Source organism: Erythrobacter sp. HA7-11, from assembly GCF_055693605.1.
On record NZ_JBVFUF010000002.1, the window covers coordinates 1,735,740 to 1,760,175 of the forward strand.

Sequence of the window (24,436 nt, forward strand, 5' to 3'; positions counted from 1 at the left end):
GCCCAAGCATCACTTTCCGAAGCAATCGCGCCCGGCGTAATGCGCGCTGGCGCCCAGCTCTTCCTCGATGCGGATCAATTGATTGTACTTCGCCAACCGGTCTGAGCGAGCCAGCGAGCCAGTCTTGATCTGACCGCAATTGGTCGCGACTGCAAGATCGGCGATGGTCGCATCTTCCGTCTCGCCCGAGCGGTGGCTCATGACTGAGGTGTAGCTTGCACGGTGCGCCATATCGACTGCTGCCAGAGTCTCCGTCAATGTTCCGATCTGATTGACCTTCACAAGCAGCGAATTGGCCAACCCTTTGGAAATGCCCATGCTGAGCCGCTCTGGATTGGTCACGAACAAGTCATCGCCCACCAGCTGGACCTTGTCGCCAACAGCTGAGGTAAGCGCAGCCCAGCCCTCGAAATCATCCTCATCCATGCCGTCTTCGATGGAGCGGATTGGATAGTCGTTGCAGAGCTTTGCAAGGTAATCGGCCATGCCAGCTCCATCCAGGCTGAGGTTCTCGCCTAATATCTCGTACTTTCCGTCACGATAGAATTCGGTCGCGGCACAATCGAGCGCAAGCACCACATCATCGCCGGGTGTGAAACCAGCCTGCTCTATCGAGCTCATGATAAAGTCGAGCGCATCTCGCGTGCTCGCCAAATCAGGAGCAAAGCCGCCTTCGTCTCCTACAGATGTGGCGAGCCCCTTGTCCGACAACCCCTTCTTCAGCGTGTGAAAGATCTCGGAGCCCCAGCGAACCGCCTCGGCCAAAGTCGGCGCGCCCACCGGCATCACCATAAATTCCTGAATGTCGATCGGATTGTCGGCGTGCTCACCGCCATTGATGATGTTCATCATCGGTACGGGGAGCACGTGCGCTGAAACACCGCCCAGGTACGAGAACAACGGCATACCACGCGCATTCGCAGCCGCTTTTGCCACAGCGAGGCTGACACCCAGAATGGCGTTCGCGCCAAGCCGGCCTTTGTTGTCCGTCCCGTCGAGCGCAATCATCGCCATGTCGATGTCGCGCTGGTCTTCGGCGTGCAGCCCGTTGATCATTTCGGCGATCTCGCCGTTCACCGCATCCACAGCCTTGACCACGCCCTTGCCTTTGTATCGGCCCGCGTCGCCATCTCGCAGCTCTACCGCCTCATAGGCGCCGGTCGACGCCCCAGACGGCACTGCGGCACGGCCAAAGCTGCCGTCATCAAGCAATACATCGACCTCGACAGTGGGATTGCCGCGACTATCGAGAATTTCGCGGTACCGTGCAGGTCAATAATCGCAGTCATGTTTGGCTCCGGGAGGAAAGTGTTGTATATTGGTAAGACACCACCATATTGATGGGCAGTTGCGCTTTATGCGTCGGATCGAATCCGTGCAAGGCGCGTTGAACTGATTAGAACGCTGTGACCCCGCACAGCCCATTTGAATACGTATTTGGAGGATCAAACAGACCATGGCTGACACTGACACGACGAAAACCACAACCAAGTCCCGCAAGACCCCTGCGAAACGTTCGACCACCGCCAAAAAGGCTGCACCGAAGAAGACCGGTGCAACTGCTGCCAAGTCGGCGAAGGAAAATCCCGAGACGACGGTTGAATCTGCGGCCCAGCATCGTACTGAGGCGAAGAGCCGTTTCAACGCCGCGCTTGAAGAGGCAAAGGCCGGTGCAGCTGCACTGCGCGCAGAAGCCGGCACTCGCGCTGGCTCCTATCGGGAGAATGCAATGTCAAAAGGCGACGATCTGGTGGGCGAAGCAAAGGCCTACACGGAGCAAGCCAAGACGAAAGCGGGCGAGCTGGCCACTGAAGGCAAGGCAGCGACCAGCGACGCGATCTCATCGCTCGGCCGCGTTGTCGGCGATACTGCTGAGCAAATCGACGAGCGCTTCGGCGAGCAGTACGGTGACTACGCCCGCAAGGCATCGCGCACGCTGGCTGAGACCTCGGCAAAGCTTGACGCAAAGAGCGTTGATGAGCTCGGCGAAGATGCGCGCGAAATGGTTCGCAAGAGCCCCGGCGTTGCCGTAGGCCTCGCGGCAGTCGCAGGCTTCTTGCTCGCTCGCATGTTCCGCGGCTCACGAGACTGATCCGCAATAGCTTGCGGAGGGGCTGCGCATGCGTGATGAGGATCGGCCAGACCGCTCGATTGATGACAATACGTCTGAATTGAGCCCTGAACTGGGAAGCCACGAGCTTCCCGGACCCGATCCTTCGCCCGTTCCAGACAATACTGCGAGCGAAGACGAGCCGTTCGAAGAATCGCTGACTGAAGAAATCGCGGCGCTGATCGACGATGGCCGCACTTACGCCCAAGCCGAGCTGACGTTCCGCAAGACGCAGGCATCGCTTGCAGGGAACAAGATCGGCCGGATCGTTGGCTTCAGCGTGCTGGCGATCATATTCCTGCACCTTACGCTGATCGCCTTGGCGGTTGGCATGGTGCTGGCGCTTGAGCCGCTTATCACCATCTGGGGAGCCATCAGCGTCGTGGTCGGCGTGTTGCTCTTAGGCGTGGTAGTCCTTGCCCTCAAAGTGCGCAGCAATGCGCGCGGCCTATCGAGCCTGTTCGAGGATGAAGGCGCGTGAGCAAGCTGGAAGAGCAATTTCGCGAAGATCGCGCACTGCGCAATTCGGCGCTCGCCATGTTCAAGGCTGACATCGAACATGTGAAGACAGGTTTGTCCGGCAAGGGCCTTGCCGAACGCACGGTGGGTCGGGTGATCGCTGGTGCCAAGGATGCGCTGGAAACCACAGGCGAGAAAGCCGGTGAGAACAAGAGCCTGATCGCGGCAATGATCACAGCAGTGCTGCTGTGGTTCGCGCGCGAGCCGATCTTGGAGGCGCTAGACCGTGAACTCAATGACGACGCTGATGATGATGCAGAGACTGACGTTGAGTCGGAAGTGAACTCAGACGACACGCCTGCTGAAATCGTACTCACCCCGCCAGAATTTGAGACCCCTGAAGACCCCACCCCCGGAGATGAAAATGAGTGATCCTGCTGACAAACGCGATGAGCTGCGTGCAAAAATCGAAGCGAGTGAACGCCGTAACGCTCAGCGCAGCATTGCCGATGATGCGCGCGAGGCGGCCAGCGCTGCCGGGGAATTCATCAAGAAGCATCCGGGCGCTGCGATTGGCGGTGCGGTCGCAACTGGTATTGCAGTCGGCTTGATGACCAAGCCGGGTCGCCGGGTGGCGGGCAGCGCGGCCAAGGGTGTGGCATCAGGCATCAAAAAGGGCGCTGATGGGGTCAAGAATGCCTCGGTCTCCAGCGCCAAGAAGCGCAGCAACGAGTTGATCTCTTTGGTTGGCGATGCGATTGTTGCCTACGGGATTAAGGCAATCGATGGCGCGCTCGAAACCGCGCAAAGTGGGCAGGATGCGATCGAAGATCTGGGTGATGCTAGCATTGCTAAGGCGCGCAAGATTCGTCGCGAGGCAAGCCACACGATTGCCACGGGCGGTGATCTTTCCAAGACAGTTTCACGCCGAGCTCGCCGCAAGGCTGGCCGCGCGGTACGCGATCTCAAGAACCGGGTTTCGAACTGACCTGCGAATTTTGAGCAGGTCTTGCAGGACTTGCGCCGCGTGACGCTTGCTTTATTGGGCGCGGGGTAATTCACCTCCCCACGGAAAGATGCGTCACAATGGAAGAAACAACACCAAAGCAAAAGCTTCACCTGGTCATGGGTGGCCGCGTGACCGATCCACGCAGCATCGAATTCCAAGATCCTGAAAGCATTCACGTCGTCGGCGTATTCAGCTCTTACGAGGCAGCTGAAGAGGCATGGCGCGCGCAAGCTCAGCGGACAGTCGATGACGCGGAAATGAAGTACGTCGTCGTTCACATCCACCAGCTTCTGACGCCAGACGCCTAAATCGCAGTCTGCTGCGGCGAGATGGCCTACACGATCCGGCAATTCGCAGAGCAGGACGCGCAAGCGCTCGCTGATCTGACTATCGCCGCAATTCGAGAAGTCGGCACCGCGAGCTACTCGGCCGAGCAGGTTGCCGCTTGGGCTGCCAGGCATCCGGGCGCGCAGCGCTTTCTAGATCGGGCAGCTGGCGGCAGCACAATTCTCGTTGCGACCGATTCCGATGATGCTGTGGTCGCATACGCCCTACTCGAATCCGACGGGCATCTCGACATGCTCTATTGTCACCCCGAACACACGCGTCGGGGCCTTGCAGACAAGCTGCTTGCTGCATCAGAGCAGCATGCTCGCGAGGACAGGATAACCAGACTCTACACTGAGGCGAGCGAATTGGCCCTTCCTGCATTCGAGCGGGCTGGATACCAAGTGACGCATCGGCGCGACTTCGAAATCGAAGGCCCAAACGGATCAGTCGCGATCCACAATTATGCAATGGAGAAGTGCCTCGAGTGAGGCTCTTCCACAAGTCAGATCAGATGAATTCGATCTTGTCGACGAGGTAGAACTTGTCGCCTGACGGGACCGTCACTTCGATCTCGTCACCCTTCTCCTTGCCGATCATCGCCCGGGCGATGGGAGAGCTGAAAGAGATACGACCCGCAGACGCGTCAGCCTCGGTTTCACCGACAATCTGGTATTTGATCGGCTTGTCGTCTTCGTCGAGCAATGTAACGGTCGCGCCAAACACGATCTTGTTACCGCTTAGCGTAGCCGGATCGATAATCTGGGCACGGCTAACCTTGCTCTCGATATCGCCAATCATGGCTTCAACTTGTCCCTGACGCTCTTTTGCAGCGTGATATTCGGCATTTTCCGACAGATCACCGTGCGCGCGAGCTTCCTCGATCGCATCGACAATTTTCGGGCGTTCCGCGCGCAGGGCTTTAAGGTCGGCAGTTAACTGCTCATAGCCTTCAGCCAGCATTGGAACCTTTTCCATCGTCGCCATTCTTTCTCTTCCTGTTGGCGTAAGCCCCCGAATTTATTCACCATTTCGAGCATTACCGCATCTGCCGAAGCGGCGATTCAACGTCGAAATGTTGGGAAACTTCGCTTAATTGCCTAGCTATAATAGTCTTGCAATGAACGGACTTCAAGCTGGCTTGGCGATACTGCACCAATTGCAGCCGCCGCAGCCTTCGAAGCCGTCGCTGTCGTGTAGTACGGAACTTTCTTCTCAAGCGCGGTTGCGCGGATCGATTTGGAGTCCCGCAAAGACTGCCAACCCTCCGTTGTGTTGAAGATAAGCGCGATCTCGCCGTCGATGATCTTGTCGACGATATGCGGCTGTCCTTCGGCCACTTTGTTGACCCGCTCCACCTCAAGACCCTGCTCGGTCAGATAAGTTTGAGTGCCGCCCGTTGCGACCACCGTGAAACCTTTTTCGATCAGATCGCGCACAGCCGGAACGATGACACTCTTGTCGCTGTTCTTGACCGAGACGAACACCGTGCCTTCGCGCGGAAGGTTCATGCCCGCCCCCAATTGCGACTTGAGGAAGGCGGCTTCGAATGTCTTGTCGATACCCATGACCTCTCCGGTGGATTTCATTTCCGGGGTGAGAACAGGGTCGGCACCGGGGAAGCGCGCAAACGGGAATACCGCTTCCTTGATCGCCATGTACGGCAGCTCGCGCTTGAACGCTGGGAACTCGGCGAGCTTCTCGCCCGCCATCACCCTCGCCGCGATTTTCGCGACCGGCTGTCCGATAGCCTTGGCAACAAACGGGACCGTGCGGCTCGCGCGCGGATTAACCTCGATTAGGTAAACTTCATCATCTTTGACCGCGAACTGGATGTTCATAAGGCCGCGCACGCCCAATGCCATCGCAAGCGCCTCTGCCTCGCGCTCCATCTCGGCCACGATCTCTGGCGAGAGCGAGTAAGGCGGCAAGGTGCAGGCACTATCTCCTGAGTGAACGCCCGCCTCCTCGATATGCTGCATCACGCCGGCAATGCGAACCTCATCACCATCGCACAGAGCATCGACGTCGCATTCGATCGCGTCGCGCAGATATTGATCGATCAGGACGGGGCTTTCGCCCGAGACGTTCACTGCCGTGGCGATGTAGTCATCGAGCTGCGCTTCGGAATCGACAATCTCCATCGCCCGCCCGCCGAGTACATAGGACGGGCGCAAAAGCACAGGATATCCGATATGCGCAGCGACCGCGGCGGCTTCATCGCGGCTGCGCGCAATGCCGTTTGCGGGCTGTTTCAACTTCAGCTTGTTGACCAGCTTCGCGAAGCGCTCGCGGTCTTCGGCAAGGTCGATTGCGTCGGGCGAGGTGCCAAGGATTGGTATCCCCGCATCCTCGAGCGCCTGTGCAAGTTTCAGTGGCGTCTGACCGCCAAATTGCACAATCACGCCGACGAGCTCGCCGGTTGATTGCTCAACTCGCAGAATTTCGAGCACATCTTCTGCGGTCAGCGGCTCGAAATAGAGCCGATCTGACGTGTCATAATCGGTCGAGACGGTCTCCGGATTGCAATTGACCATGATCGTTTCGAACCCGACTTCTTCGAGCGCGAAGCAGGCATGAACGCAGCAATAATCGAACTCAATCCCCTGCCCGATGCGGTTCGGACCGCCGCCAAGAATAACGACCTTTTTGCGGTCGGATGGCGCCGCTTCGCATTCCGGCTCACCAAAGCTCGGGGCTTCATACGTCGAGTACATGTAGGGCGTGATCGCTTCGAATTCTGCCGCGCAGCTATCGATCCGCTTGAACACCGGGCGCACGCCGAGCCGTTCGCGCAGTTCGCGCACTTCGGCCTCGCTGGTCGCGCCTGCCATCGCCTGCATCGCATCGTGCAGCAGTCCGCTACCCTTAGCCTGCGTTTCGGCCATACCGCCCGCGACCCCGACAGAATTCACCGCCAGCTCGGCCAGACGCTGATCGGAAAAGCCCATTGCCTTGAGCGCTCGCAGTCCAGCAGCGTCTTGCGGCAGGCCATCCTTGCTTACCTGCGCTTCGGCCTGAATGATCCCTTCGATCTGGCGCAGGAACCATGGGTCATAGCCGGTCAGCGGCTGAATTTCCTCAACCTTCATTCCCTCTCGCATCGCTTGAGCGACGTTAAGAAGCCTATCCGGCGTGCGCTGGCTCAGCGACGCGGTGATCACATCGCGGTGCACCCCTTCCAGCTCGGGAACTGGGTTAAACCCATTGAGCCCGGTTTCGAGCCCTCGCAAAGCCTTCTGCATGCTCTCCTGGAAGTTGCGGCCAATCGCCATCACTTCGCCAACTGACTTCATCGCGGTCGACAGTTTGGATTCCGCACCTTTGAACTTCTCGAAGGCAAATCGCGGGATTTTGGTCACAACATAATCAATGGTCGGCTCAAAGCTGGCAGGCGTTGCGCCGGTGATTTCGTTATTTATCTCATCGAGCGTGTAGCCGACGGCCAGTTTCGCCGCCACGCGCGCAATCGGAAAGCCGGTCGCTTTTGACGCAAGCGCAGACGAACGCGACACGCGCGGGTTCATCTCGATCACGATCAAGCGGCCATCCTTCGGATTGACTGCGAATTGCACATTCGATCCGCCGGTTTCGACCCCAATTTCGCGCAGGACGTTGAGGCTCGCAGTGCGCATGATCTGATATTCTTTGTCAGTCAGCGTCAGCGCCGGAGCCACAGTTATACTGTCGCCGGTGTGCACACCCATCGCGTCGACATTCTCGATCGAGCAGATGATGATGCAATTGTCGTGCTTGTCGCGCACAACCTCCATCTCATATTCTTTCCAACCGAGCAGCGATTCCTCAATCAGCACTTCGTTAGTCGGCGAAGCATCGAGCCCTTCGGAAACGATCTTCTCAAACTCGGCCTTGTTGTAGGCGATGCCGCCGCCTGTTCCGCCAAGCGTGAAGCTGGGCCGGATGATCGATGGCAGACCGGTGCGCTCCAGCACTTCGCGCGCTTGTTCCAGATTGTGCGCAATGCCGCTGCGCGCGCTTTCCAATCCGATCGAGTCCATCGCATCGCGAAACCGCTGACGGTCTTCAGCCTTGTCGATCGCATCTGCTTTCGCACCGATCATCTCGACATCATGCTTGTCGAGAACCCCGTCACGATTGAGCGACAAAGCGCAGTTTAGCGCCGTCTGCCCACCCATCGTCGGGAGCAGCACCATCTTTTCATCGGGGTGCGCGGCGCGCTCCTTCTCGATGATCTTGGTGACGATCTCTGGCGTAATCGGCTCGATATAAGTGCGGTCGGCAAACTCCGGATCGGTCATGATCGTCGCCGGGTTGGAGTTGACCAGAATGACGCGATAGCCCTCTTCCTTCAGCGCCTTGATCGCCTGTGTCCCCGAATAATCGAACTCGCAAGCCTGGCCGATGATGATCGGACCGGCGCCGATAACCAGAACCGAGTCTATGTCAGTGCGTTTGGGCATGGGTCTGCTGTATCGCTTTCTATTCAGTATCGCCGGATGCCGGCGGAGCTGTTTCCAAGGTGAAGCCGGTGAGGCGCATGTCCGCTTTCTGAATGGCGCAACCGGTACGCAAGTATTTCTGACGCGGGCAAAGCGGACGGACCCTGCACGCGGTAGAGCGAGGGATCATCGCCAAAGTAGAACGCGCCCGCTTCGGTGACATCAAGCGCCATAAAGGCTTCGACCGGCGGCGCAGTCGCACCAAATGCTGACGTGCGCAAAGACCCGCGCTCGTCTCCGCTGGCCGGCACGATCAATTCGTTGATGGCGTTGAGGTCCATTTTGGTGATGTCAAATGTGTAGGTTGGCAGGACATTGCCCTCTGCCGCCGCGAGCAATTGCTTTACCTTGCGCTTTTTGCCGACGCGCTTCTCGCATTCGGCGGCCTCCTCGACACCTTCACGCCAGTCTGTGTTATCGAACAGGCTGCACGCGCCCAATGGTAGGGCGAGTGAGGCTGCCAAAAAGATACGTAAAACCAAGTTCATTTCTGCGCCACGTAGCGGTTTTCTGTGAACCAGTCGGCTTCACCACTTTTCATCAAAGTCTCGACACAGGTCGTTTGTGATGGCGTCAGGCCCCGCCACTCGATGCCAACCTTTGGAAGACCGTGAGAGCTCATCGTCGGGACAAACTCAAGTTCTGATACTCCACAAGCCAGAAGTTCTTCACCGACTGCTGGCGGTCCTAATTCCAAGGTATCAAGCTGAGCATTGCTTAACTCACTGATGACTGCTTCCGAAGGCGTTTTGTCGGTAAACCAAACTATCAAAGTCGTTTTGCCGTCGAGCACGGAGCTTGGCCAAAGAAAAGCAGTGACCGAGAATATCCCGGCGACCGCAGCACCCAATGCAAACCAGATAAGCCTGGTTCGCCTCACCCCAGACCCCCGACGAACTTCTCGAACAGGTAGAAACTGTCCTGCGGACCGGGGGATGCCTCCGGGTGATACTGCACGCCGAACGCTTGCTTGCCCTTGATCGCGATTCCGCAATTGGAGCCGTCGAACAGCGAGACATGCGTCTGTTCGACCTCGGGCGGAAGAGTATCAGCATCAACTGCAAAGCCATGATTCATGCTGGTAATCTCGACCAGAGCCTCGGTCTCTCCCCAGCTGCCGCCGACCCGCTGAACCGGATGGTTCGCGCCGCGATGCCCCTGATGCATCTTGGTCGTCTTGGCCCCAGCCGCCAGTGCGAGCATCTGATGGCCTAGGCAAATGCCGAAAAGCGGCATATCGCGATCAAGCAGAGCCTTGATTACCGGCACGGCGAACTCACCTGTTGCCGCTGGATCGCCTGGCCCATTCGATAGGAAAACGCCATCGGGTGACAGCGCGAGTATCTTCTCAAGCGAGGTCTTAGCCGGAACCACCGTCACCTTCGCGCCCGCTTTCACCAGATTGCGGAAGATGTTGTCCTTCGCGCCATAATCAATCGCGACTACGTGCGGGGTCGCGTCGTGCGCTGCCCGACCATAACCGTGGCCCAACCGCCAATAACCGCCTTCCCAGCATTCCTGGTTCTCGCGGCTGACACGGCTGGCAAGGTCCATCCCTTCGAGCCCCGCCCATTCCTGCGCCCGCTTAAGCAAAGCCGGAATGTCGAATGTTCCATCGGGCGAATGCGCGATTACGGCGTTGGGCGCACCGGAAAGGCGAATGCGGCGCGTCAAAGCCCGCGTATCGATGCCGGCAAGGCCAATCTTGCCGTTCGCCTCCATCCAATCCGTGAATTTCTCCGCGCTGCGGAAATTGCTGGGCAGCGTGACATCTTCACGCACGACACATCCGACCGCGCTCTCAACCGCGCTTTCGACGTCCTCAGTATTAGCGCCGACATTGCCGATATGCGGGAAGGTGAAGGTGACGATCTGTGCTGCGTAGCTCGGATCGGTCATCACTTCCTGATAGCCGGTCATTGCGGTGTTGAAGCACACCTCTCCCACCGCATCGCCGCTCGCGCCAAAGCCGCGCCCCCAGATCACGGAACCATCGGCCAAAACGAGGACTCCCGTCGCACCTTCAGGTTGCGCAGGATGAGAGGCATCAGAAGCCATTCGGGGCCCTTCCGAGTCAGGTGTTTCCAGCAATGTCGCTAAGACCCACGAGCTAGGCTTGCACTGCCCACGCGTCAACCTATCTCACGCGGCAGAACTCGGCTAAACAGCCGCACAACGAAAACCATCCACAAGAAAGACGAAATCATGTCTGCAGAAACCATGCGCGACACCATCAAAGCTGAAACCATAACCGCGATGAAAGCGGGCGATAAGCAGCGCACGGCGACTCTCCGCCAGATCTCTGCCAAGATCAAAGATCGCGATATCGAGATGCGCACGTCGAGCAAGGATGTACCTGACGATGAGCTGGTGACATCTGTTTTGCAGAAGATGGCCAAGCAGCGGCGCGAATCGATCGAGATGTATGAAAAAGGCGGGCGCGAGGAGCTTGCCGCGAATGAGAAGGCTGAGCTTGTGGTGATCGAAGAGTTCCTGCCGCAGATGATGAGCGAGGACGAGACCAAGGCTGCGATTGATGCGATCAAGTCCGAGCTCGGCGCAGACAGCATGAAGGATATGGGCCGCGTGATGGGTGAGCTTAAAAAACGCCACGGCGCGGTGCTTGATGGCGGTATGGCAAGCGGGTTGGTAAAGGCGGCGCTGAGCTAAATCACACTACGCACAGACTGGTCCACAACCGGCGCTTGATTGCGGCGGCAACTGAGCGCATTTCTAACCTATGTCACTTTCCCCGCAATGGCTGGACGAACTGCGCGCGCGTGTGACGCTGTCGACTGTCATAATGCGCACCGACAAGCTGCAAAAGGCAGGCCGCGAGTGGAAGGCTTGCTGCCCGTTCCACGATGAGAAAACGCCCAGCTTTACGGTCAACGATCAAAAGGGCTTTTACCACTGTTTTGGATGCGGGGCGCACGGCGATGTGATCCGCTGGATGACTGATCAGCGCGGCATGGGCTTTATGGATGCAGTCAAGGAACTGGCTGCTGAAGCTGGGATGGAAGTGCCCGCGCCCGATCCTGTCGCGGCGAAGAAAGCGGAGAAGCGTGCAAGCCTGATCGACGTGACGACCGAAGCGCAGGAATGGTTCGTCAACAATCTGAAGACCGCAGATGGCCGCGAAGCGCTCGACTACCTGCGCGGTCGGGGCCTTAGCAATGCGACCCTGCGCGAATTCGGATTCGGCTTCGCGCCCGAGAGCAAGCAGGCGCTTCCCACCGCCCTACCCCGCTTCGATGATCAAATGCTGGTTGAGACCGGCATGCGGATCGAGACCGATGATGGGACCAAATATGACCGTTTTCGTGGCCGCGTTATGCTGCCTATTCAGGATGCGCGCGGACGGGTGATCGCATTTGGCGGACGCATCCTTGGCAAGCGCGAGGGTATCGCGAAGTATCTCAACTCGCCGGATACACCACTCTTCGACAAGGGCCGCACGCTCTACAACTTGCACCGCGCTTCGCCAGCATCGCGACAAACCGGCCGCGTCATCGTGGTCGAAGGCTATATGGATGTGGTCGCGCTCGCGCAGGCCGGATTCGCCGATGCGGTCGCGCCGCTAGGCACAGCACTCACCGAAATGCAGCTCGAAATGCTGTGGCGCATGGTCGAAGTGCCAATCCTTTGTTTCGATGGCGATAATGCAGGACAAAAGGCAGCAATGCGCGCCATCGACCGCGCTCTACCCATGCTCCAACCTGGACGCTCACTCAGCATCGTGCGCCTTCCGTCAGGAATGGACCCCGATGATCTGATCGCCAAGCAAGGTCCGCAGGCGATGGAAAAGCTGCTCGCGGAACCGAAAAGCCTGCTCGAAACCCTGTGGCAGTTCGAACGCGACGCCCAGCCGCTCGACAGCCCCGAAGCAAAAGCGGGCCTCAAGAAGCGCCTGCTCGATCACGTCGATACGATCAGCAACGGCGATATTGCCGCGCTCTATCGCCGCGAATTGCTGGACCGCTATTCCGCTTTCGCCTTCCCGCCCCGCGAAAACAAAACCGGCGGTTCGAATTGGCGCGGCGGCACAAGAAGCTTTGGCAAGCAGCGCCCGCAATCGCTCTCTCCCGAGGCGCGCGGACAACTGCAACGCGCAATGTCAGGCGGGATGCGCGATGCCTTTACCCGCGCCGTTATAGCCGGCCTTGTTCGCTTCCCAGAAGAGATTTCGCGCCACTCAGAAGCGCTCACCCGGCTCGCCCGATTGGAGCCAAATGCAACAGAACTGGTGGAATCCTTGTTCGAACTTGCAGAAACGCTTGATTCGGGTGGTGCAAACGCCATATCAGAGGCGCAAGGCCTTCCCGCCCCACCGGCAGACAAGAGCTACGCCTTCCTCCGAGAAGGCACCGACCCGGTAGATGCGCGCGAGGAATTGGCTGAAGCTGTGTCGTTGCTGGTCGAAAGGCCGGCCCTTGAAGCTGCGCTCGCAGCGACGGTGGGTCGGTTCGATGAGGATCCGGAAGGGTCGATGGCCGAACAAGCCAGATTGCGACAGAGCCAAGCTATATTGAACGATAGATTGAAAGCCTTCGGGCGCCGCAAGGCTGCTCCTTTGGCGAACACAGAATCAACCGCGGCGCCAGATGACCATCAGGCGGACGAAATGAAAATGGATTGACGGCAATTTATGGCCTCGAAGACAAAAGCCAAAGACACCGAAGACGCTCCCCTGATCGACCTCAATGAGGCGTCAGTGAAGAAGCTGATGAACAAGGCGAAGAAGAAGGGCTACATCACGGTAGATGAGCTAAATGAAGCTTTGCCACAGGATCAGATGAATTCTGAGCAGATCGAAGACGTAATGTCTGCGATCAGCGAAATGGGCGTCAACATCGTCGAAAATGACGAGGAAGCCGAAGCCGAGGCTGAGCAGGAAGCCGAAGTTGCAGAAATGCAGGTCGGCTCGGGCGACAAGAAAGACGCCAAGAAAGACGCGAAGACTGCTCCGGCAAAGAAGGCCGCTGCTGATGGACGCACTGACGATCCGGTGCGCATGTACTTGCGCGAAATGGGCGCTGTTGAGCTGCTCAGCCGCGAAGGTGAGATCGCAATTGCAAAACGGATTGAAGCTGGCCGCGATATGATGATCATCGGCCTTTGCGAAAGCCCAATCACCTTCCACGCGATCATTCAATGGTCTGAAGCGCTCAATAACGAAGACATGCAGCTGCGTGAGATCCTCGACCTTGATGCGATGCTTTCGAAAGAGCCGCCGGCTGACAAGATGGCGGAAGGCGCCGACGATGATGATGACGGCGAAATCTCCGAAGAAACCGCTGGACCGACCATTCGCGACGACGATGATGACGACAGCGATGATGAAACGGAAGATGAAGACGGCGAAGAGGGTTCTTCCAAGAAGGACGATGACGAGGATGAGGACAACACACTCAGCCTCGCGCAGATGGAAGCGACGCTAAAGCCCGACGCAATCGAGCGGTTCGCGCGCATCACCAAGCTGTTCAAGACTTTTGAAAAGCTTCAGGCGGAGCGGGTCGACACGCTGGCAGCCGGCAATGAGTTCCCGAAGGCCAAAGAAAACAAATACGAAAAGCTGGGCGAAGAGCTGACGGCGGAAGTCGAAAGCATGCAGTTCCACGCGACCAAGATCGAATTTCTGGTCGACAACCTCTATGCCTTCAACCGCCGTCTAACCGCCCTGGGCGGACAGATGCTGCGTCTGGCCGAACGCCACAAGATCAAGCGGATCGACTTTCTCAATTCCTATGTCGGCAACGAGCTTGACGATAGCTGGATCAAGGCGAACGCAAAGAAAGACAAAAAGTGGGCGGCCTTTGTCGAGCGCGATGGCGCAGCGATCGAGCGCATTCGCACCGAAATCACCGACATTGCGGCCAACACCGGCATGGCTCTGCCCGAATTCCGCCGCATCGTGAACATGGTGCAAAAGGGTGAGCGCGAGGCACGGATCGCCAAGAAGGAAATGGTCGAGGCCAACCTTCGCCTGGTGATCTCCATCGCGAAGAAATACACCAATCGCGGCCTGCAATTCCTTGATCTTATTCAGGAAGGCAATATCGGCTTAATGAAGGCGGTCGACAAATTTGAGTACCGCCGTGGCTACAAATTCAGCACCTACGCGACTTGGTGGATTCGCCAGGCGATCACCCGTTCCATCGCGGACCAGGCGCGCACGATCCGTATTCCGGTTCACATGATCGAGACGATCAACAAGCTGGTTCGCACAAGCCGTCAATTTCTCCACGAAGAAGGCCGTGAGCCAACGCCGGAGGAAATGGCAGCGCGTCTCTCCATGCCGCTGGAAAAGGTTCGCAAGGTGATGAAGATCGCCAAAGAGCCGATCTCCCTTGAAACGCCGATTGGTGACGAAGAAGATTCGCACCTCGGCGATTTCATCGAGGACAAGAACGCGATCATCCCCGTCGATGCCGCGATTCAGGCGAACCTCAAGGAAACCGTCACCCGCGTGCTCGCCTCGCTCACCCCGCGTGAAGAACGCGTGCTGCGGATGCGCTTTGGCATCGGGATGAACACCGACCATACGCTTGAGGAAGTCGGACAGCAGTTCAGCGTGACCCGCGAACGCATCCGTCAGATCGAGGCAAAGGCGCTGCGCAAGCTGAAGCACCCAAGCCGCTCTCGGAAAATGCGGTCTTTCCTCGATCAATAAGCGCGCTAGGATACGCCGATGGAAAGTTTGCAATCTGCAATCGACTTCATCGGCGGTCCGTACCGCACTTTGGATCCTCGCTGCTATCTATTTCGGTAGCGTAATCCTGGAGCGCCTATGGGCGATCCGAGCCAATCCCGCTTACAACAACAAAGATGCCTTGTGTTCGATCGGGCTCAACCTAATGTCGAATGCGCTGAATCTGGTGCTCGGTATCCTCGTGCCGCTGGCGCTCTATGTGCTGGTGTTCGACAATCTGCGCATCGTCGGCAGCTTAGCGCTTTGGCTCGCGATCCCACTAGCATTCCTGATTCATGAATTCGCCTATTACTGGGATCACCGTCTTGGGCATCGCATAGGGCTGTTCTGGGCCTTTCATGCGATCCACCACTCATCGAACGAGTTCAATCACACGACGGCAGCACGCGGGTTCTTCCTCGATGGCCACCTAAAGGCGCTGTTCGCAATGCCAGCTGCCTTGGTGGGCATTGATCCGGTCGTTTACATCGCGGTCAGCGTCTGCGCTAATGGGTTTGGCATCTGGAATCACGCGAGCTGGGTCCCGCGGCTCGGGAAGATCGATCGGGTGCTGATGACACCGAAAATGCACAAGATCCACCACGCCAATCAGCCGCAATATATTGATCGGAATTACAGTCAGGTCACCCTTCTGTTCGACCGGATGTTCGGCAGCACTGCATATCTCGGTGAAGAGCCTAATCCAGGGTTGGTGAAGCCGACCTACGATTACAACCCTCTCTCAGCGCAGTTCGTGGGCCTTAAACAGCTCAAAGACCGCATGGACACCGCCGAGCGCTGGCGGGACAAGCTCGCTTATCTTTGGCGTCCTCCAGAATGGTCGCATGATGGCGTTTGTCGTTCCGATTGCCCGAAATACGCTCCGCGCACTGAGCCTGCTTGAGGCGATCTTGGCTCGCACCGCGCTGCGAAGTGTGCCGCGCGGCACACGGACTTGGGGAAGCCCATCAAAAAGGCGTTCTACAGCTCTGGCCAATGCGGCCTTAAAGCCTTAAATCAGCCCTCATGCGTATAGCGATTGCATCTGATCACGCCGCCACCGACATGAAGGCGGAATTGACCGAATGGCTTATCGAGGAAGGCCATGAGGTCGCAGACCTTGGCCCTGCTGGGGGCGAAAGCGTCGACTACCCGGACTATGGCTACAAATTGGCCGAAGTCGTGGCAGAGGGAACGGTCGAGTTCGGCGTTGCATTGTGCGGCAGCGGGATCGGCATTTCAATCAGCGTCAACCGTCACCCTGGCGTGCGCTGCGCATTGGTGTCAGAGCCGCTCTCTGCTGCTCTGGCCCGCGAGCATAACGACGCCAACTGCATCGCGCTTGGAGCGCGTCTCACCGGCATCGAAATGGCGAAGTCTTGCGTAGCTACATTCCTAGACACAGAATTTGCCGATGCAGGCGATCCCGAAGGGCGGCACCAGCGCCGCGTCGCCAAACTCGCAACTCCGCCGATCCAGACCACACGAATTGAGACCCACCAATGAGCACCGCACCATCAGACGTCGTAAACCCGATGAACGGATTCTGGCATGATGATCTTGCCACTTCCGATCCCGAGATCGCAGCGGCGATCGGCAAAGAGTTGAAGCGCCAGCAAGACAAGATCGAACTGATTGCAAGCGAGAACATCGCGTCAAAGGCTGTGCTTGAAGCAACCGGAAGCGTCTTCACCAACAAATATGCCGAGGGATATCCCGGCAAGCGCTATTACGGCGGCTGCGACTATGCCGATGTGGTCGAAACACTGGCAATCGAGCGCGCCAAGCAGCTGTTTGGGTGCAATTTTGCCAACGTGCAGCCAAATTCCGGCAGCCAGATGAACCAGGCGGTGTTCCTCGCCATGCTTGAGCCAGGCGACACCTTCATGGGGCTGGATTTGAATTCGGGCGGGCACCTCACGCACGGCTCGCCTGTCAATATGTCGGGCAAATGGTTCAATCCGGTCAGCTATGGCGTGACTGAGGGCGACGAGCGGATTGATATGGATGCGGTTGCTGCGACCGCCCGTGAGCACAAGCCGAAACTGATCATCTGCGGCGGCACGGCCTATTCGCGCGTGTGGGATTTCGCTGCCTTCCGCGCAATTGCTGATGAAGTCGGCGCCATCCTGCTTTGCGACATGAGCCACATTTCCGGCCTTGTTGCCGGCGGCGCACACCCCTCGCCTTTCCCGCATTGCGACATCGTGACCTCGACCACGCATAAGAGCCTTCGCGGTCCACGCTCGGGCATTATCCTGTGGAATGACGAGAAATTCACCAAGCTGTTGAATATGGCGGTGTTCCCCGGTCTTCAGGGTGGCCCGCTGATGCACGTTATCGCGGCCAAAGCGGTGGCTTTCAAAGAAGCTCTCGCTCCCGAGTTCAAGACCTACGCACATCGCATCGTCGAAAATGCCCGCGCGCTCGCAGCGAGCCTTGAAGAAAACGGCTTGCGGATCGTCTCAGGCGGCACAGACAACCACTCAATGCTGGTCGATCTCACCGCCAAGGATGTGACCGGCAAAGCGGCCGAAGCCGGCCTCGACCGCGCATGGCTGACCTGCAACAAGAATGGTATTCCGTTCGACACTCGCTCACCATTCGTGACCAGCGGTATCCGCTTGGGCACACCGGCGGGCACGACCCGCGGCTTTGGCCCGGTCGAGTTCCGTCAAGTCGGCGCTTTGATTGCCGAAGTCGTCGATGGTCTCTCCAAGAACGGCCCTGAAGGCGATGCACAGATCGAAGAAAGCGTGCGTAGCCGCGTTGCTGAATTGTGCGCCAACTTCCCCGTCTATCCGGAGGCGTAGACCATGAGCGAACCTCAGAAAGACGACACAGACTGGGTGGAAGACGCCAAGACTGAAATTTCCGGCATGGCTAAAGAAGGGATGAAGCATCCTTCGACCAAGCCCGTGCTCACAGGTGCCGCAATCGGGGCGGTAGCGGGAGCAATCCTTCCCGTAATTTCACTCCCGCTCGGGCTTGCTGCTGGAGCAGGCATCGCGTTTTACAACCGCATCAAGAAGTAGCACGATCCTATGCGCTGCCCTTTTTGCGCAAACGACGACACCCAGGTTAAAGACAGCCGCCCAACCGAGGACGCGACCTCTATCCGGCGGCGGCGGCAATGCGCCAGTTGCGGTGCGCGCTTTACCACTTTTGAACGTGTGCAATTGCGCGAAGTGGTGATCGTCAAAACCGGAGAAGAAGGCCGCGATGAACGCCGCGAACCATTCGACCGGGAGAAGCTCGAACGCTCAGTCGCGCTCGCTTGCCGCAAGCGTGGCGTTAGCCAAGACCAAATTGACCGACTCGTTTCCGGCATTCAGCGTCAAGTCGAAACCTCTGGTAATCCCGAAGTTCCCTCTGCAAAGATCGGCGAGATGGTGATGGATGGGCTCAAGCAGCTAGACAGCGTCGCATACATCCGCTTCGCCAGTGTTTATCGCGATTTCTCGGAAGCCAAAGACTTCGAAGAATTCGCCAGCACGGTGCAGGAAGCGGCGCAGGACTGATCGCCGCTCATGTCTGAGAGCAACCAACCTGTCATCGTCTTGGTCCGCCCACAAATGGGCGAGAATATCGGCCATGCAGCACGCGCCATGCTCAATTTCGGGCTGACCGAACTGCGCCTGGTCGATCCGCGTGATGGCTGGCCCAACCCTGCAGCTGGTCCCACAGCAGCGGGCGCAGACATCGTGTTAGAACGCGCGCAAGTTTTCGGCACGACTGAGGCGGCGATTGCCGACTGCGCCAATGTCTACGCCACGACTGTGCGCAAACGCGGTGTAACCAAACCGGTTGTGACACCTGCAGAGGCAGCAGAGGAAATGAAGACGAAACCGGGGCGCAGCGCGATCCTGTTTGGGCGCGAAGCATCAGGCCTCGCGACAGAGGATGTTACGCTTGCCCGCAGCATCCTGACCGTGCCGATCAACCCGGAATTTGGCTCGCTCAATCTTGCACAAGCCGTGATCCTGTGTGCCTATGAATGGTCCAAAGTCGCTCGAGATGATGCGGGCCTCGTCCAACCCACCGAGGAAGAGCATCTGCCCGCTGCGCCTCAAGCCGATCTGGATGGCCTTGTCGGGCACCTTGAAACAATGCTCGAGCCTAAAGGATATTTCCTGCCACCTGACCGGGCAGAAGCGACCCGGCTAACCTTGCGCAATGTCCTGACCAAGGCGGAATGGAACCACCTCGAAATCCGCACCTTGCGCGGTGTGCTTTCTTCGCTCCAGCGTGGGGACCGCAGCGGGTCATAATTGGCTTGCTTTTCGTGCGCGCACTGCTATTTGCGCGCCTTCGCAAATTGGTCCCGCACCCCGGTGAAGCGGAGGCCGCGCTGAAGTCACATTTCAGCGGAGCGATGCCGGGTTAAACGGTCGCCATTGGGGCGATCCAGCAATTTGAAGGATTTTCCGATGACGAAGCGTACGCGCTCGAAGCATAAACTTGACCGCCGGATGGGTGAAAACATCTGGGGTCGTCCAAACTCTCCGGTCAACAAGCGTTCTTACGGCCCGGGCCAGCACGGTCAGCGTCGCAAGAGCAAGATGAGCGACTTCGGTCTTCAGCTGCGCGCCAAGCAAAAGCTGAAAGGCTATTACGGCGACGTGACCGAGAAACAGTTCCGCTCAACCTACAAAGACGCGACCAAGATGAAGGGCGACACCGGTCAGAACCTGATCGGTCTGCTTGAGCGCCGCCTCGATATGATCGTCTACCGTGCGAAGTTCGCGCCAACGATCTTCGCGGCGCGTCAGATCGTGAGCCACGGCCACATCCGTGTGAACGGCGTGAAGTGTAACGTTGCCAGCCGCCGCTGCGACGTTGGCGACGTGATCTCGCTCGGCAACAAGGCGAAGGAAATGGCGCTTGTCATCGAAGCGCAGAGCCTGCCAGAGCGTGAAATTCCTGACTATGTCGTTCCAGATGGCAACGACAAAGTCAGCTTCACTCGCGTGCCCAAGCTTGACGAAGTGCCTTATCCGGTGACTATGGAACCGAACCTCGTGGTTGAGTTCTACTCGCGCTAATCCGCGAGAGCATCGAATTGATAAAGGGCGGTCCGATTGGGCCGCCCTTTTCTTTTCGGCGACCTTTTCTTTTGCAGATCCTTCGGGCACTCCTCGCGCAAACAATGGGAGGGGTAAGCTGCATGAATGTCCTGATTGTCGACGGCCATCCGGATGAGGGACGCTATGTCTCCCATTTGCTTAACGTGTATGAGCAAGCTTTACCCGCTGGCTCGACTAACACGCGCGTAGCATTACGCGATCTCGAATTCACTGCGCATCTCCGCCACGGCTACCGCAAGCGCACCGATTGGGAGCCCGACATTCGCATGATGGCGGAGAAACTCGACGCCTGCTATCATGTCGTCTTTGCTTTCCCAATGTGGTGGGGGGCGGAGCCAGCTGAACTCAAAGGGATGCTTGACCGTCTGTTCCTGCCCGGCTTCACCTTCGCTTACCACAAGAATGATACATGGTGGGACAAGAACATGGCCGGGCGCTCAGCCGATGTGATCATCACGATGGACACACCACCGTGGTTCCACCGGCTGGCGCATGGCAATGCGGTGGTTCATCGCTGGAAAAAGCAGGTGCTGCAATTTTGTGGCTTCAAACCAGTAAGGATTTTGCCGCTTGGCCAAGTGAAGTTTGGAGGTGCTGAAAAGCATTCTGCGAAGTGGGAAGGCAAAGTCGCGAGGCTCGCGCGGTCGATCAGACAGGCTGAGCCAGCGAAGAAAGAATTGCGACTCGAACGGTTCTTGAACCGCTCAGCTTAATCCCGCGTGCGGTCCCACTCATCAAATTCGTAAGCGATGGAGCCTTCGACTAGGCGCTCCCAAATGTCCGCGATCACATTTCCGGGAATGCCCTTGGCTTCCGCCTCGGCCACAGCGGCGGCGATCACGCTCGCCTTGCGCGCTTCATCGCGGACCACATCGCGGCTGGGCTTAATCCGAGCCGCCGCCCGCATATAGCCAAAGCGCCGCTCCAGCAGAGCCACTAACGCCCGGTCGGTCGCATCCACACCTACGCGCACATCGATCATAGTCTCGCAGTCGTCAGGTAGTTTGATCGTCTTGGTCATTGCGGCGCACTTGGCCTGATCGATGCGATTTGTCGAGTGCTTAGCTGCCAAGTGCCTGTGTCAGAAACGCATCAATCTCACTTAGCATCTGTGCGCGCGCTTTGCTGTCGCCCAGATTGTGCTGGAGATCTTCAAATTCGGTGTAGCTCACCTGCTTGTCCGCATCCTTCAATTCGTCCGCCATTGCGCGCGAATGACGCACGTCGACGTTGATATCGAGGGTACCGTGGAAAAGCGCGACAGGCGCTGCGAACTTCTCCGCATGGCGGCGTGGGCTCCCCGCAGCGATATGCGGTCCCTGCCCCAATTGCTCATCGCGCAGCCGCGATGATGTGTATCCGCGCGCATCTGAGCGCAGATATTCAAGATCTGTCACAGGCGCGATGGCCACCACTGCCTTGTAAAGCTGCGGATCGACGACTTGTGATTGCAACGCCGCATAACCGCCATAAGACCATCCGGCGATCGCTATCTTGTCGGAATTTGCTATTCCTTCTTTGACAAGCCACCGACCAGCGTCATTCACATCGCCAATCGCGACATCCCATGCTTGATAGCCATTCTTGCCAAACCACGCCTCGCCATAGCCTGATGATCCTCGGAAATTCGGCTGGAGAACAGCATATCCACGGGCCGTGAAGAACTGCACGATCCAGTCGAAACCCCAGAAATCGCGTGCCGCTGGTCCGCCGTGCGGTAGAACGACCGCCGGAAGATTCTTTCCATCTGAGCCAGGTGGCAATGTGAGGTAGCCCGGTATCTGCGTCCCGTCGGCTGCCGGATAAGTGACTGGCTTCATCTGCCCCATAGGCTGATTGACCAAGAGCTCCCGCAACGCCAGCAATTCTTCAAGGCTTCGTGTGGTCTTGTTATAGAGGTAGGCGGTGCCCGGATCAGTATCGGAGGAAGCGATGATCAAAAGCTTGCTTTCGTCAGCGCTTGCGCCTGCAAAATTGATCAAAGGCGTGTTGGGCAACGCTTTACCAAGGTCGCTAGCCAATTTCGCGAGGTCTGCGTCAAAATACCGCACGCTGCGTTTCTCGGTCGCGTAACTTACACCGACAACTCTGCGCTGACGTCCAATACGAATCAGTCCATCGACATCGACATCGTCGCGAGCCAACAGAACACGAGCCGTGTTTGCCCCGTTTAGAGGAACTTCGATCAGCGTTTCGTAGCCTGCGATTTTCTCGAAGCCGAACGCTACGTTGCGCTTTGAATCGACCGCAACCGGATAGAAGTCGTTTAGAGGATTGCCGTCGAGAGTGACATCACTGAATGTATGCCAGCGATCGCTATCCGCTTCCCGATAGTTGAAGAGGTAATCGCCGGTCAGCAGCCCGCGATTGCTAGTGATTGCGCGAATTTTCGCCCGCAGTCGTCCTGTTTCATCGGCAATGTATCGAACTGCTTGTTCGTCGGGTTGCGCTTCAACGCGGCGACGGTACGGACTCCACATCAACCTGATCGACGCCGAGGCCTTCCTTGGTGTTAGCCATGCGCGTTCCGGTCGAGAATTCCTTCACATAGTTGCGAGTCATCAGAATTCGACCGTTTTCACCTGCAACATCGAGCGCAATGATATCGCCGCCATCTTGATTGAACCCGAGGGCCCGGGAGCTTGTCCTCTCGGTCAGACTCTCAAAATTTTGTCCATCGTGATCGATCGCGAAAAGCCGCGTGAACGGAACGAGCTGGCTTCCATTTGCGACCGCCATGATGCGCACTTCGCACACAAGCCGCGTGTCGGTAGCCCATTCGCACCAGGTCAAATCTCCAGCTTTCTCGGTATTGCCGCCTATCACCTTGACGCCCGCCCCATTAGCGAGGTCGACTACCATGATTGCCTCGGAATGATCGGAGCCAGGCCCGATCCACGCAAGCTTATCTCCCGATGGCGATAGAGAGATGTCGAGCACAGATGCGCGGGCGCCAAATCTTTCGGCTATTTCATTGTCAGTTTCACCTTGCGCCAAAGCCACGCTTGACGTGAGCATGAGCGCGCCAGCCGCTATGGCGCGAGCGTAAAAGTTGGTCATTTGAATTGCCCCGTTTTCATTCTGCGCTTTTTTTCTAAAAGAAAATCGCCGTAAAACAAAGACTATGCGGTCAAATAATCGCGCCGGAAATCAGCGGCAAAGGCAGAGAATGTTCCGCCCGCAATGGCACCGCGCATCGCCTTCATCAAGCTTTGGTAGAAGGCGAGATTGTGCTCGGTCACCAGCATTGCGCCGAGTATTTCGCCTGACTTCTGCAAATGATGCAGATAGGCGCGCGAGTAGCTTGAGCAGGTCGGGCATTTGCAGCGCTCATCAAGGGGGCTGGTGTCTTCGGCAAAGCGCGCGTTCCTGAGGTTGAGTGGGCCGTTCCAGGTGAAGGCTTGGCCATTTCGACCAGACCGGGTTGGAAGCACGCAGTCGAACATGTCGATCCCGCGCTCAACCGCCCCAACCAAGTCATCCGGTTTGCCCACTCCCATCAGATAGCGCGGTTTGTCTTCGGGTAATTGACCGGGTGCATAATCGAGCACGCCGAACATCGCTTCTTGGCCCTCGCCCACGGCCAACCCACCAACCGCATAGCCATCAAAGCCAATGTCAGTCAGCTTCTCAGCGCTGATCTTGCGCAGTTCTTCATCCAGAGCCCCCTGTTGAATGCCGAATAGAGCCGAGCGCGACGCGTGCTCCTGACCGCTGTCAAAGCCATCACGGCTGCGCTTGGCCCAGCGCATCGAAAGCTCCATGCTCAACGCGATCTCGTCACGTGGACGATCCGCGCGCGGGCACTCGTCAAATGCCATCACAATGTCACTGCCGAGCAGGCGCTGGATTTCCATCGAACGTTCTGGCGAAAGCATATGCTTTGAGCCATCAATGTGGCTGCGAAACTCGACACCCTTCTCGGTCAGCTTGCGTAGGTCAGACAGGCTCATCACCTGATAGCCGCCGCTATCGGTCAGGATCGGGCGATCCCAATTCATAAATTTGTGCAGTCCGCCCAGCTTTGCGACCCGCTCCGCACCGGGGCGCAGCATAAGGTGATAGGTGTTGCCGAGAATGATATCGGCACCGAGCGCTCGCACGCTTTCCGGCTTCATCGCCTTGACCGTCGCTGCGGTCCCCACGGGCATAAAGGCGGGCGTGCGGATTTCTCCGCGCTGCATCTGGATCGAGCCAGTGCGCGCCCTACCGTCGGTCGCAGCGATTGAGAATTTGAAACGTTCGGCCATGGATGGCGCGCGCCGTAGCGCG

Annotated in this window: 26 protein-coding genes and 1 pseudogene; 17 read left to right on the forward strand and 10 right to left on the reverse strand. The window is 57.9% G+C overall.

Annotated elements, in window-relative coordinates:
• Nucleotides 1-9 precede the first annotated feature (9 nt).
• Nucleotides 10-1,289: pseudogene (eno, locus tag ACZ1GU_RS08950) on the reverse strand (phosphopyruvate hydratase).
• 167 nt (nucleotides 1,290-1,456) lie between these two features.
• On the opposite strand from eno, the gene ACZ1GU_RS08955 reads away from it, so the two are divergent.
• The 6 genes from ACZ1GU_RS08955 to ACZ1GU_RS08980 all read left to right on the forward strand — a co-directional run bounded on the left by ACZ1GU_RS08955 (nucleotide 1,457) and on the right by ACZ1GU_RS08980 (nucleotide 4,396).
• Nucleotides 1,457-2,092: a hypothetical protein gene (locus tag ACZ1GU_RS08955; RefSeq protein ID WP_472647672.1), complete on the forward strand. Its 636-nt coding sequence runs from the start codon at nucleotides 1,457-1,459 to the stop codon at nucleotides 2,090-2,092.
• 28 nt (nucleotides 2,093-2,120) lie between these two features.
• Nucleotides 2,121-2,591: a phage holin family protein gene (locus ACZ1GU_RS08960; RefSeq protein WP_472647673.1), complete on the forward strand. Its 471-nt coding sequence runs from the start codon at nucleotides 2,121-2,123 to the stop codon at nucleotides 2,589-2,591.
• A complete protein-coding gene (locus tag ACZ1GU_RS08965; RefSeq protein WP_472647674.1) occupies nucleotides 2,588-3,001 on the forward strand; it encodes a hypothetical protein in 414 nt (137 codons plus the stop codon). The genes ACZ1GU_RS08960 and ACZ1GU_RS08965 overlap by 4 nt, the downstream gene beginning before the upstream one ends.
• Complete coding sequence (locus tag ACZ1GU_RS08970) at nucleotides 2,994-3,557, forward strand: hypothetical protein (protein ID WP_472647675.1); 564 nt, start codon at nucleotides 2,994-2,996, stop codon at nucleotides 3,555-3,557. Before ACZ1GU_RS08965 ends, ACZ1GU_RS08970 begins: the two co-directional genes overlap by 8 nt.
• A gap of 98 nt (nucleotides 3,558-3,655) precedes the next feature.
• A complete protein-coding gene (locus ACZ1GU_RS08975; RefSeq protein ID WP_472647676.1) occupies nucleotides 3,656-3,886 on the forward strand; it encodes a DUF4170 domain-containing protein in 231 nt (76 codons plus the stop codon).
• A gap of 21 nt (nucleotides 3,887-3,907) precedes the next feature.
• A complete protein-coding gene (locus ACZ1GU_RS08980; RefSeq protein WP_472647677.1) occupies nucleotides 3,908-4,396 on the forward strand; it encodes a GNAT family N-acetyltransferase in 489 nt (162 codons plus the stop codon).
• 19 nt (nucleotides 4,397-4,415) lie between these two features.
• On the opposite strand, the gene greA is transcribed toward ACZ1GU_RS08980, so the two are convergent.
• From greA to carA, 5 genes are all read right to left on the reverse strand, one after another.
• The gene (gene greA, locus ACZ1GU_RS08985) at nucleotides 4,416-4,892 is read right to left on the reverse strand and encodes a transcription elongation factor GreA (protein WP_472647678.1); all 477 of its coding nucleotides are present in this window, start codon (nucleotides 4,890-4,892) and stop codon (nucleotides 4,416-4,418) included.
• Nucleotides 4,893-5,005: 113 nt separating this feature from the next.
• The gene (gene carB / locus ACZ1GU_RS08990; RefSeq protein ID WP_472647680.1) at nucleotides 5,006-8,347 is read right to left on the reverse strand and encodes a carbamoyl-phosphate synthase large subunit; all 3,342 of its coding nucleotides are present in this window, start codon (nucleotides 8,345-8,347) and stop codon (nucleotides 5,006-5,008) included.
• 23 nt (nucleotides 8,348-8,370) lie between these two features.
• On the reverse strand, nucleotides 8,371-8,874 hold the full coding sequence (locus ACZ1GU_RS08995) for a hypothetical protein (RefSeq protein WP_472647682.1): 504 nt from the start codon (nucleotides 8,872-8,874) through the stop codon (nucleotides 8,371-8,373).
• On the reverse strand, nucleotides 8,871-9,179 hold the full coding sequence (locus ACZ1GU_RS09000) for a hypothetical protein (RefSeq protein ID WP_472647683.1): 309 nt from the start codon (nucleotides 9,177-9,179) through the stop codon (nucleotides 8,871-8,873). Before ACZ1GU_RS09000 ends, ACZ1GU_RS08995 begins: the two co-directional genes overlap by 4 nt.
• Nucleotides 9,180-9,262: 83 nt before the next feature.
• On the reverse strand, nucleotides 9,263-10,444 hold the full coding sequence (gene carA / locus ACZ1GU_RS09005) for a glutamine-hydrolyzing carbamoyl-phosphate synthase small subunit (protein WP_472647685.1): 1,182 nt from the start codon (nucleotides 10,442-10,444) through the stop codon (nucleotides 9,263-9,265).
• A 147-nt stretch (nucleotides 10,445-10,591) separates the two neighbouring features.
• Between carA and ACZ1GU_RS09010 the strand changes: the two genes are divergently transcribed.
• From ACZ1GU_RS09010 to ACZ1GU_RS09060, 11 genes are all read left to right on the forward strand, one after another.
• A complete protein-coding gene (locus ACZ1GU_RS09010; protein ID WP_472647686.1) occupies nucleotides 10,592-11,056 on the forward strand; it encodes a GatB/YqeY domain-containing protein in 465 nt (154 codons plus the stop codon).
• A 70-nt stretch (nucleotides 11,057-11,126) separates the two neighbouring features.
• Nucleotides 11,127-13,025 carry a DNA primase gene (gene dnaG / locus ACZ1GU_RS09015; protein ID WP_472647687.1) on the forward strand — a complete coding sequence of 633 codons (1,899 nt, stop codon included), beginning with the start codon at nucleotides 11,127-11,129 and terminating at the stop codon, nucleotides 13,023-13,025.
• A 9-nt stretch (nucleotides 13,026-13,034) separates the two neighbouring features.
• Nucleotides 13,035-15,059 (forward strand): RNA polymerase sigma factor RpoD, encoded by a 2,025-nt coding sequence (rpoD, locus tag ACZ1GU_RS09020; RefSeq protein WP_472647688.1) that lies wholly within the window; start codon nucleotides 13,035-13,037, stop codon nucleotides 15,057-15,059.
• 184 nt (nucleotides 15,060-15,243) lie between these two features.
• Nucleotides 15,244-15,981 (forward strand): sterol desaturase family protein, encoded by a 738-nt coding sequence (locus ACZ1GU_RS09025; RefSeq protein WP_472647689.1) that lies wholly within the window; start codon nucleotides 15,244-15,246, stop codon nucleotides 15,979-15,981.
• 122 nt (nucleotides 15,982-16,103) lie between these two features.
• Nucleotides 16,104-16,583, forward strand: coding sequence for a ribose 5-phosphate isomerase B (rpiB, locus tag ACZ1GU_RS09030; RefSeq protein ID WP_472647690.1), 480 nt, complete (start codon nucleotides 16,104-16,106; stop codon nucleotides 16,581-16,583).
• Nucleotides 16,580-17,890, forward strand: coding sequence for a serine hydroxymethyltransferase (glyA, locus tag ACZ1GU_RS09035; protein ID WP_472647691.1), 1,311 nt, complete (start codon nucleotides 16,580-16,582; stop codon nucleotides 17,888-17,890). Before rpiB ends, glyA begins: the two co-directional genes overlap by 4 nt.
• A gap of 3 nt (nucleotides 17,891-17,893) precedes the next feature.
• Nucleotides 17,894-18,112, forward strand: a complete 219-nt coding sequence (locus tag ACZ1GU_RS09040; RefSeq protein ID WP_472647692.1) for a hypothetical protein — start codon at nucleotides 17,894-17,896, stop codon at nucleotides 18,110-18,112.
• A gap of 9 nt (nucleotides 18,113-18,121) precedes the next feature.
• The gene (nrdR, locus tag ACZ1GU_RS09045; RefSeq protein ID WP_472647693.1) at nucleotides 18,122-18,598 is read left to right on the forward strand and encodes a transcriptional regulator NrdR; all 477 of its coding nucleotides are present in this window, start codon (nucleotides 18,122-18,124) and stop codon (nucleotides 18,596-18,598) included.
• 9 nt (nucleotides 18,599-18,607) lie between these two features.
• Complete coding sequence (locus ACZ1GU_RS09050; RefSeq protein WP_472647694.1) at nucleotides 18,608-19,348, forward strand: RNA methyltransferase; 741 nt, start codon at nucleotides 18,608-18,610, stop codon at nucleotides 19,346-19,348.
• A gap of 159 nt (nucleotides 19,349-19,507) precedes the next feature.
• A complete protein-coding gene (gene rpsD / locus ACZ1GU_RS09055; protein WP_472647695.1) occupies nucleotides 19,508-20,122 on the forward strand; it encodes a 30S ribosomal protein S4 in 615 nt (204 codons plus the stop codon).
• 122 nt (nucleotides 20,123-20,244) lie between these two features.
• A complete protein-coding gene (locus ACZ1GU_RS09060) occupies nucleotides 20,245-20,877 on the forward strand; it encodes an NAD(P)H-dependent oxidoreductase (RefSeq protein WP_472647697.1) in 633 nt (210 codons plus the stop codon).
• Here the strand turns inward: ACZ1GU_RS09060 and ACZ1GU_RS09065 are convergent.
• From ACZ1GU_RS09065 to tgt, 4 genes are all read right to left on the reverse strand, one after another.
• Nucleotides 20,874-21,185 (reverse strand): chorismate mutase, encoded by a 312-nt coding sequence (locus ACZ1GU_RS09065; protein ID WP_472647698.1) that lies wholly within the window; start codon nucleotides 21,183-21,185, stop codon nucleotides 20,874-20,876. The two genes, ACZ1GU_RS09060 and ACZ1GU_RS09065, sit on opposite strands and share 4 nt — an antisense overlap.
• A gap of 40 nt (nucleotides 21,186-21,225) precedes the next feature.
• Nucleotides 21,226-22,644, reverse strand: a complete 1,419-nt coding sequence (locus ACZ1GU_RS09070) for an alpha/beta hydrolase family protein (protein ID WP_472647699.1) — start codon at nucleotides 22,642-22,644, stop codon at nucleotides 21,226-21,228.
• Entirely contained in the window at nucleotides 22,616-23,224 is a 609-nt protein-coding gene (locus ACZ1GU_RS09075; RefSeq protein WP_472647700.1) for a hypothetical protein, read from the reverse strand. The genes ACZ1GU_RS09070 and ACZ1GU_RS09075 overlap by 29 nt, the downstream gene beginning before the upstream one ends.
• A 62-nt stretch (nucleotides 23,225-23,286) precedes the next feature.
• Nucleotides 23,287-24,414, reverse strand: a complete 1,128-nt coding sequence (gene tgt / locus ACZ1GU_RS09080) for a tRNA guanosine(34) transglycosylase Tgt (RefSeq protein ID WP_472647701.1) — start codon at nucleotides 24,412-24,414, stop codon at nucleotides 23,287-23,289.
• Between the last annotated feature and the right edge of the window lie 22 nt (nucleotides 24,415-24,436).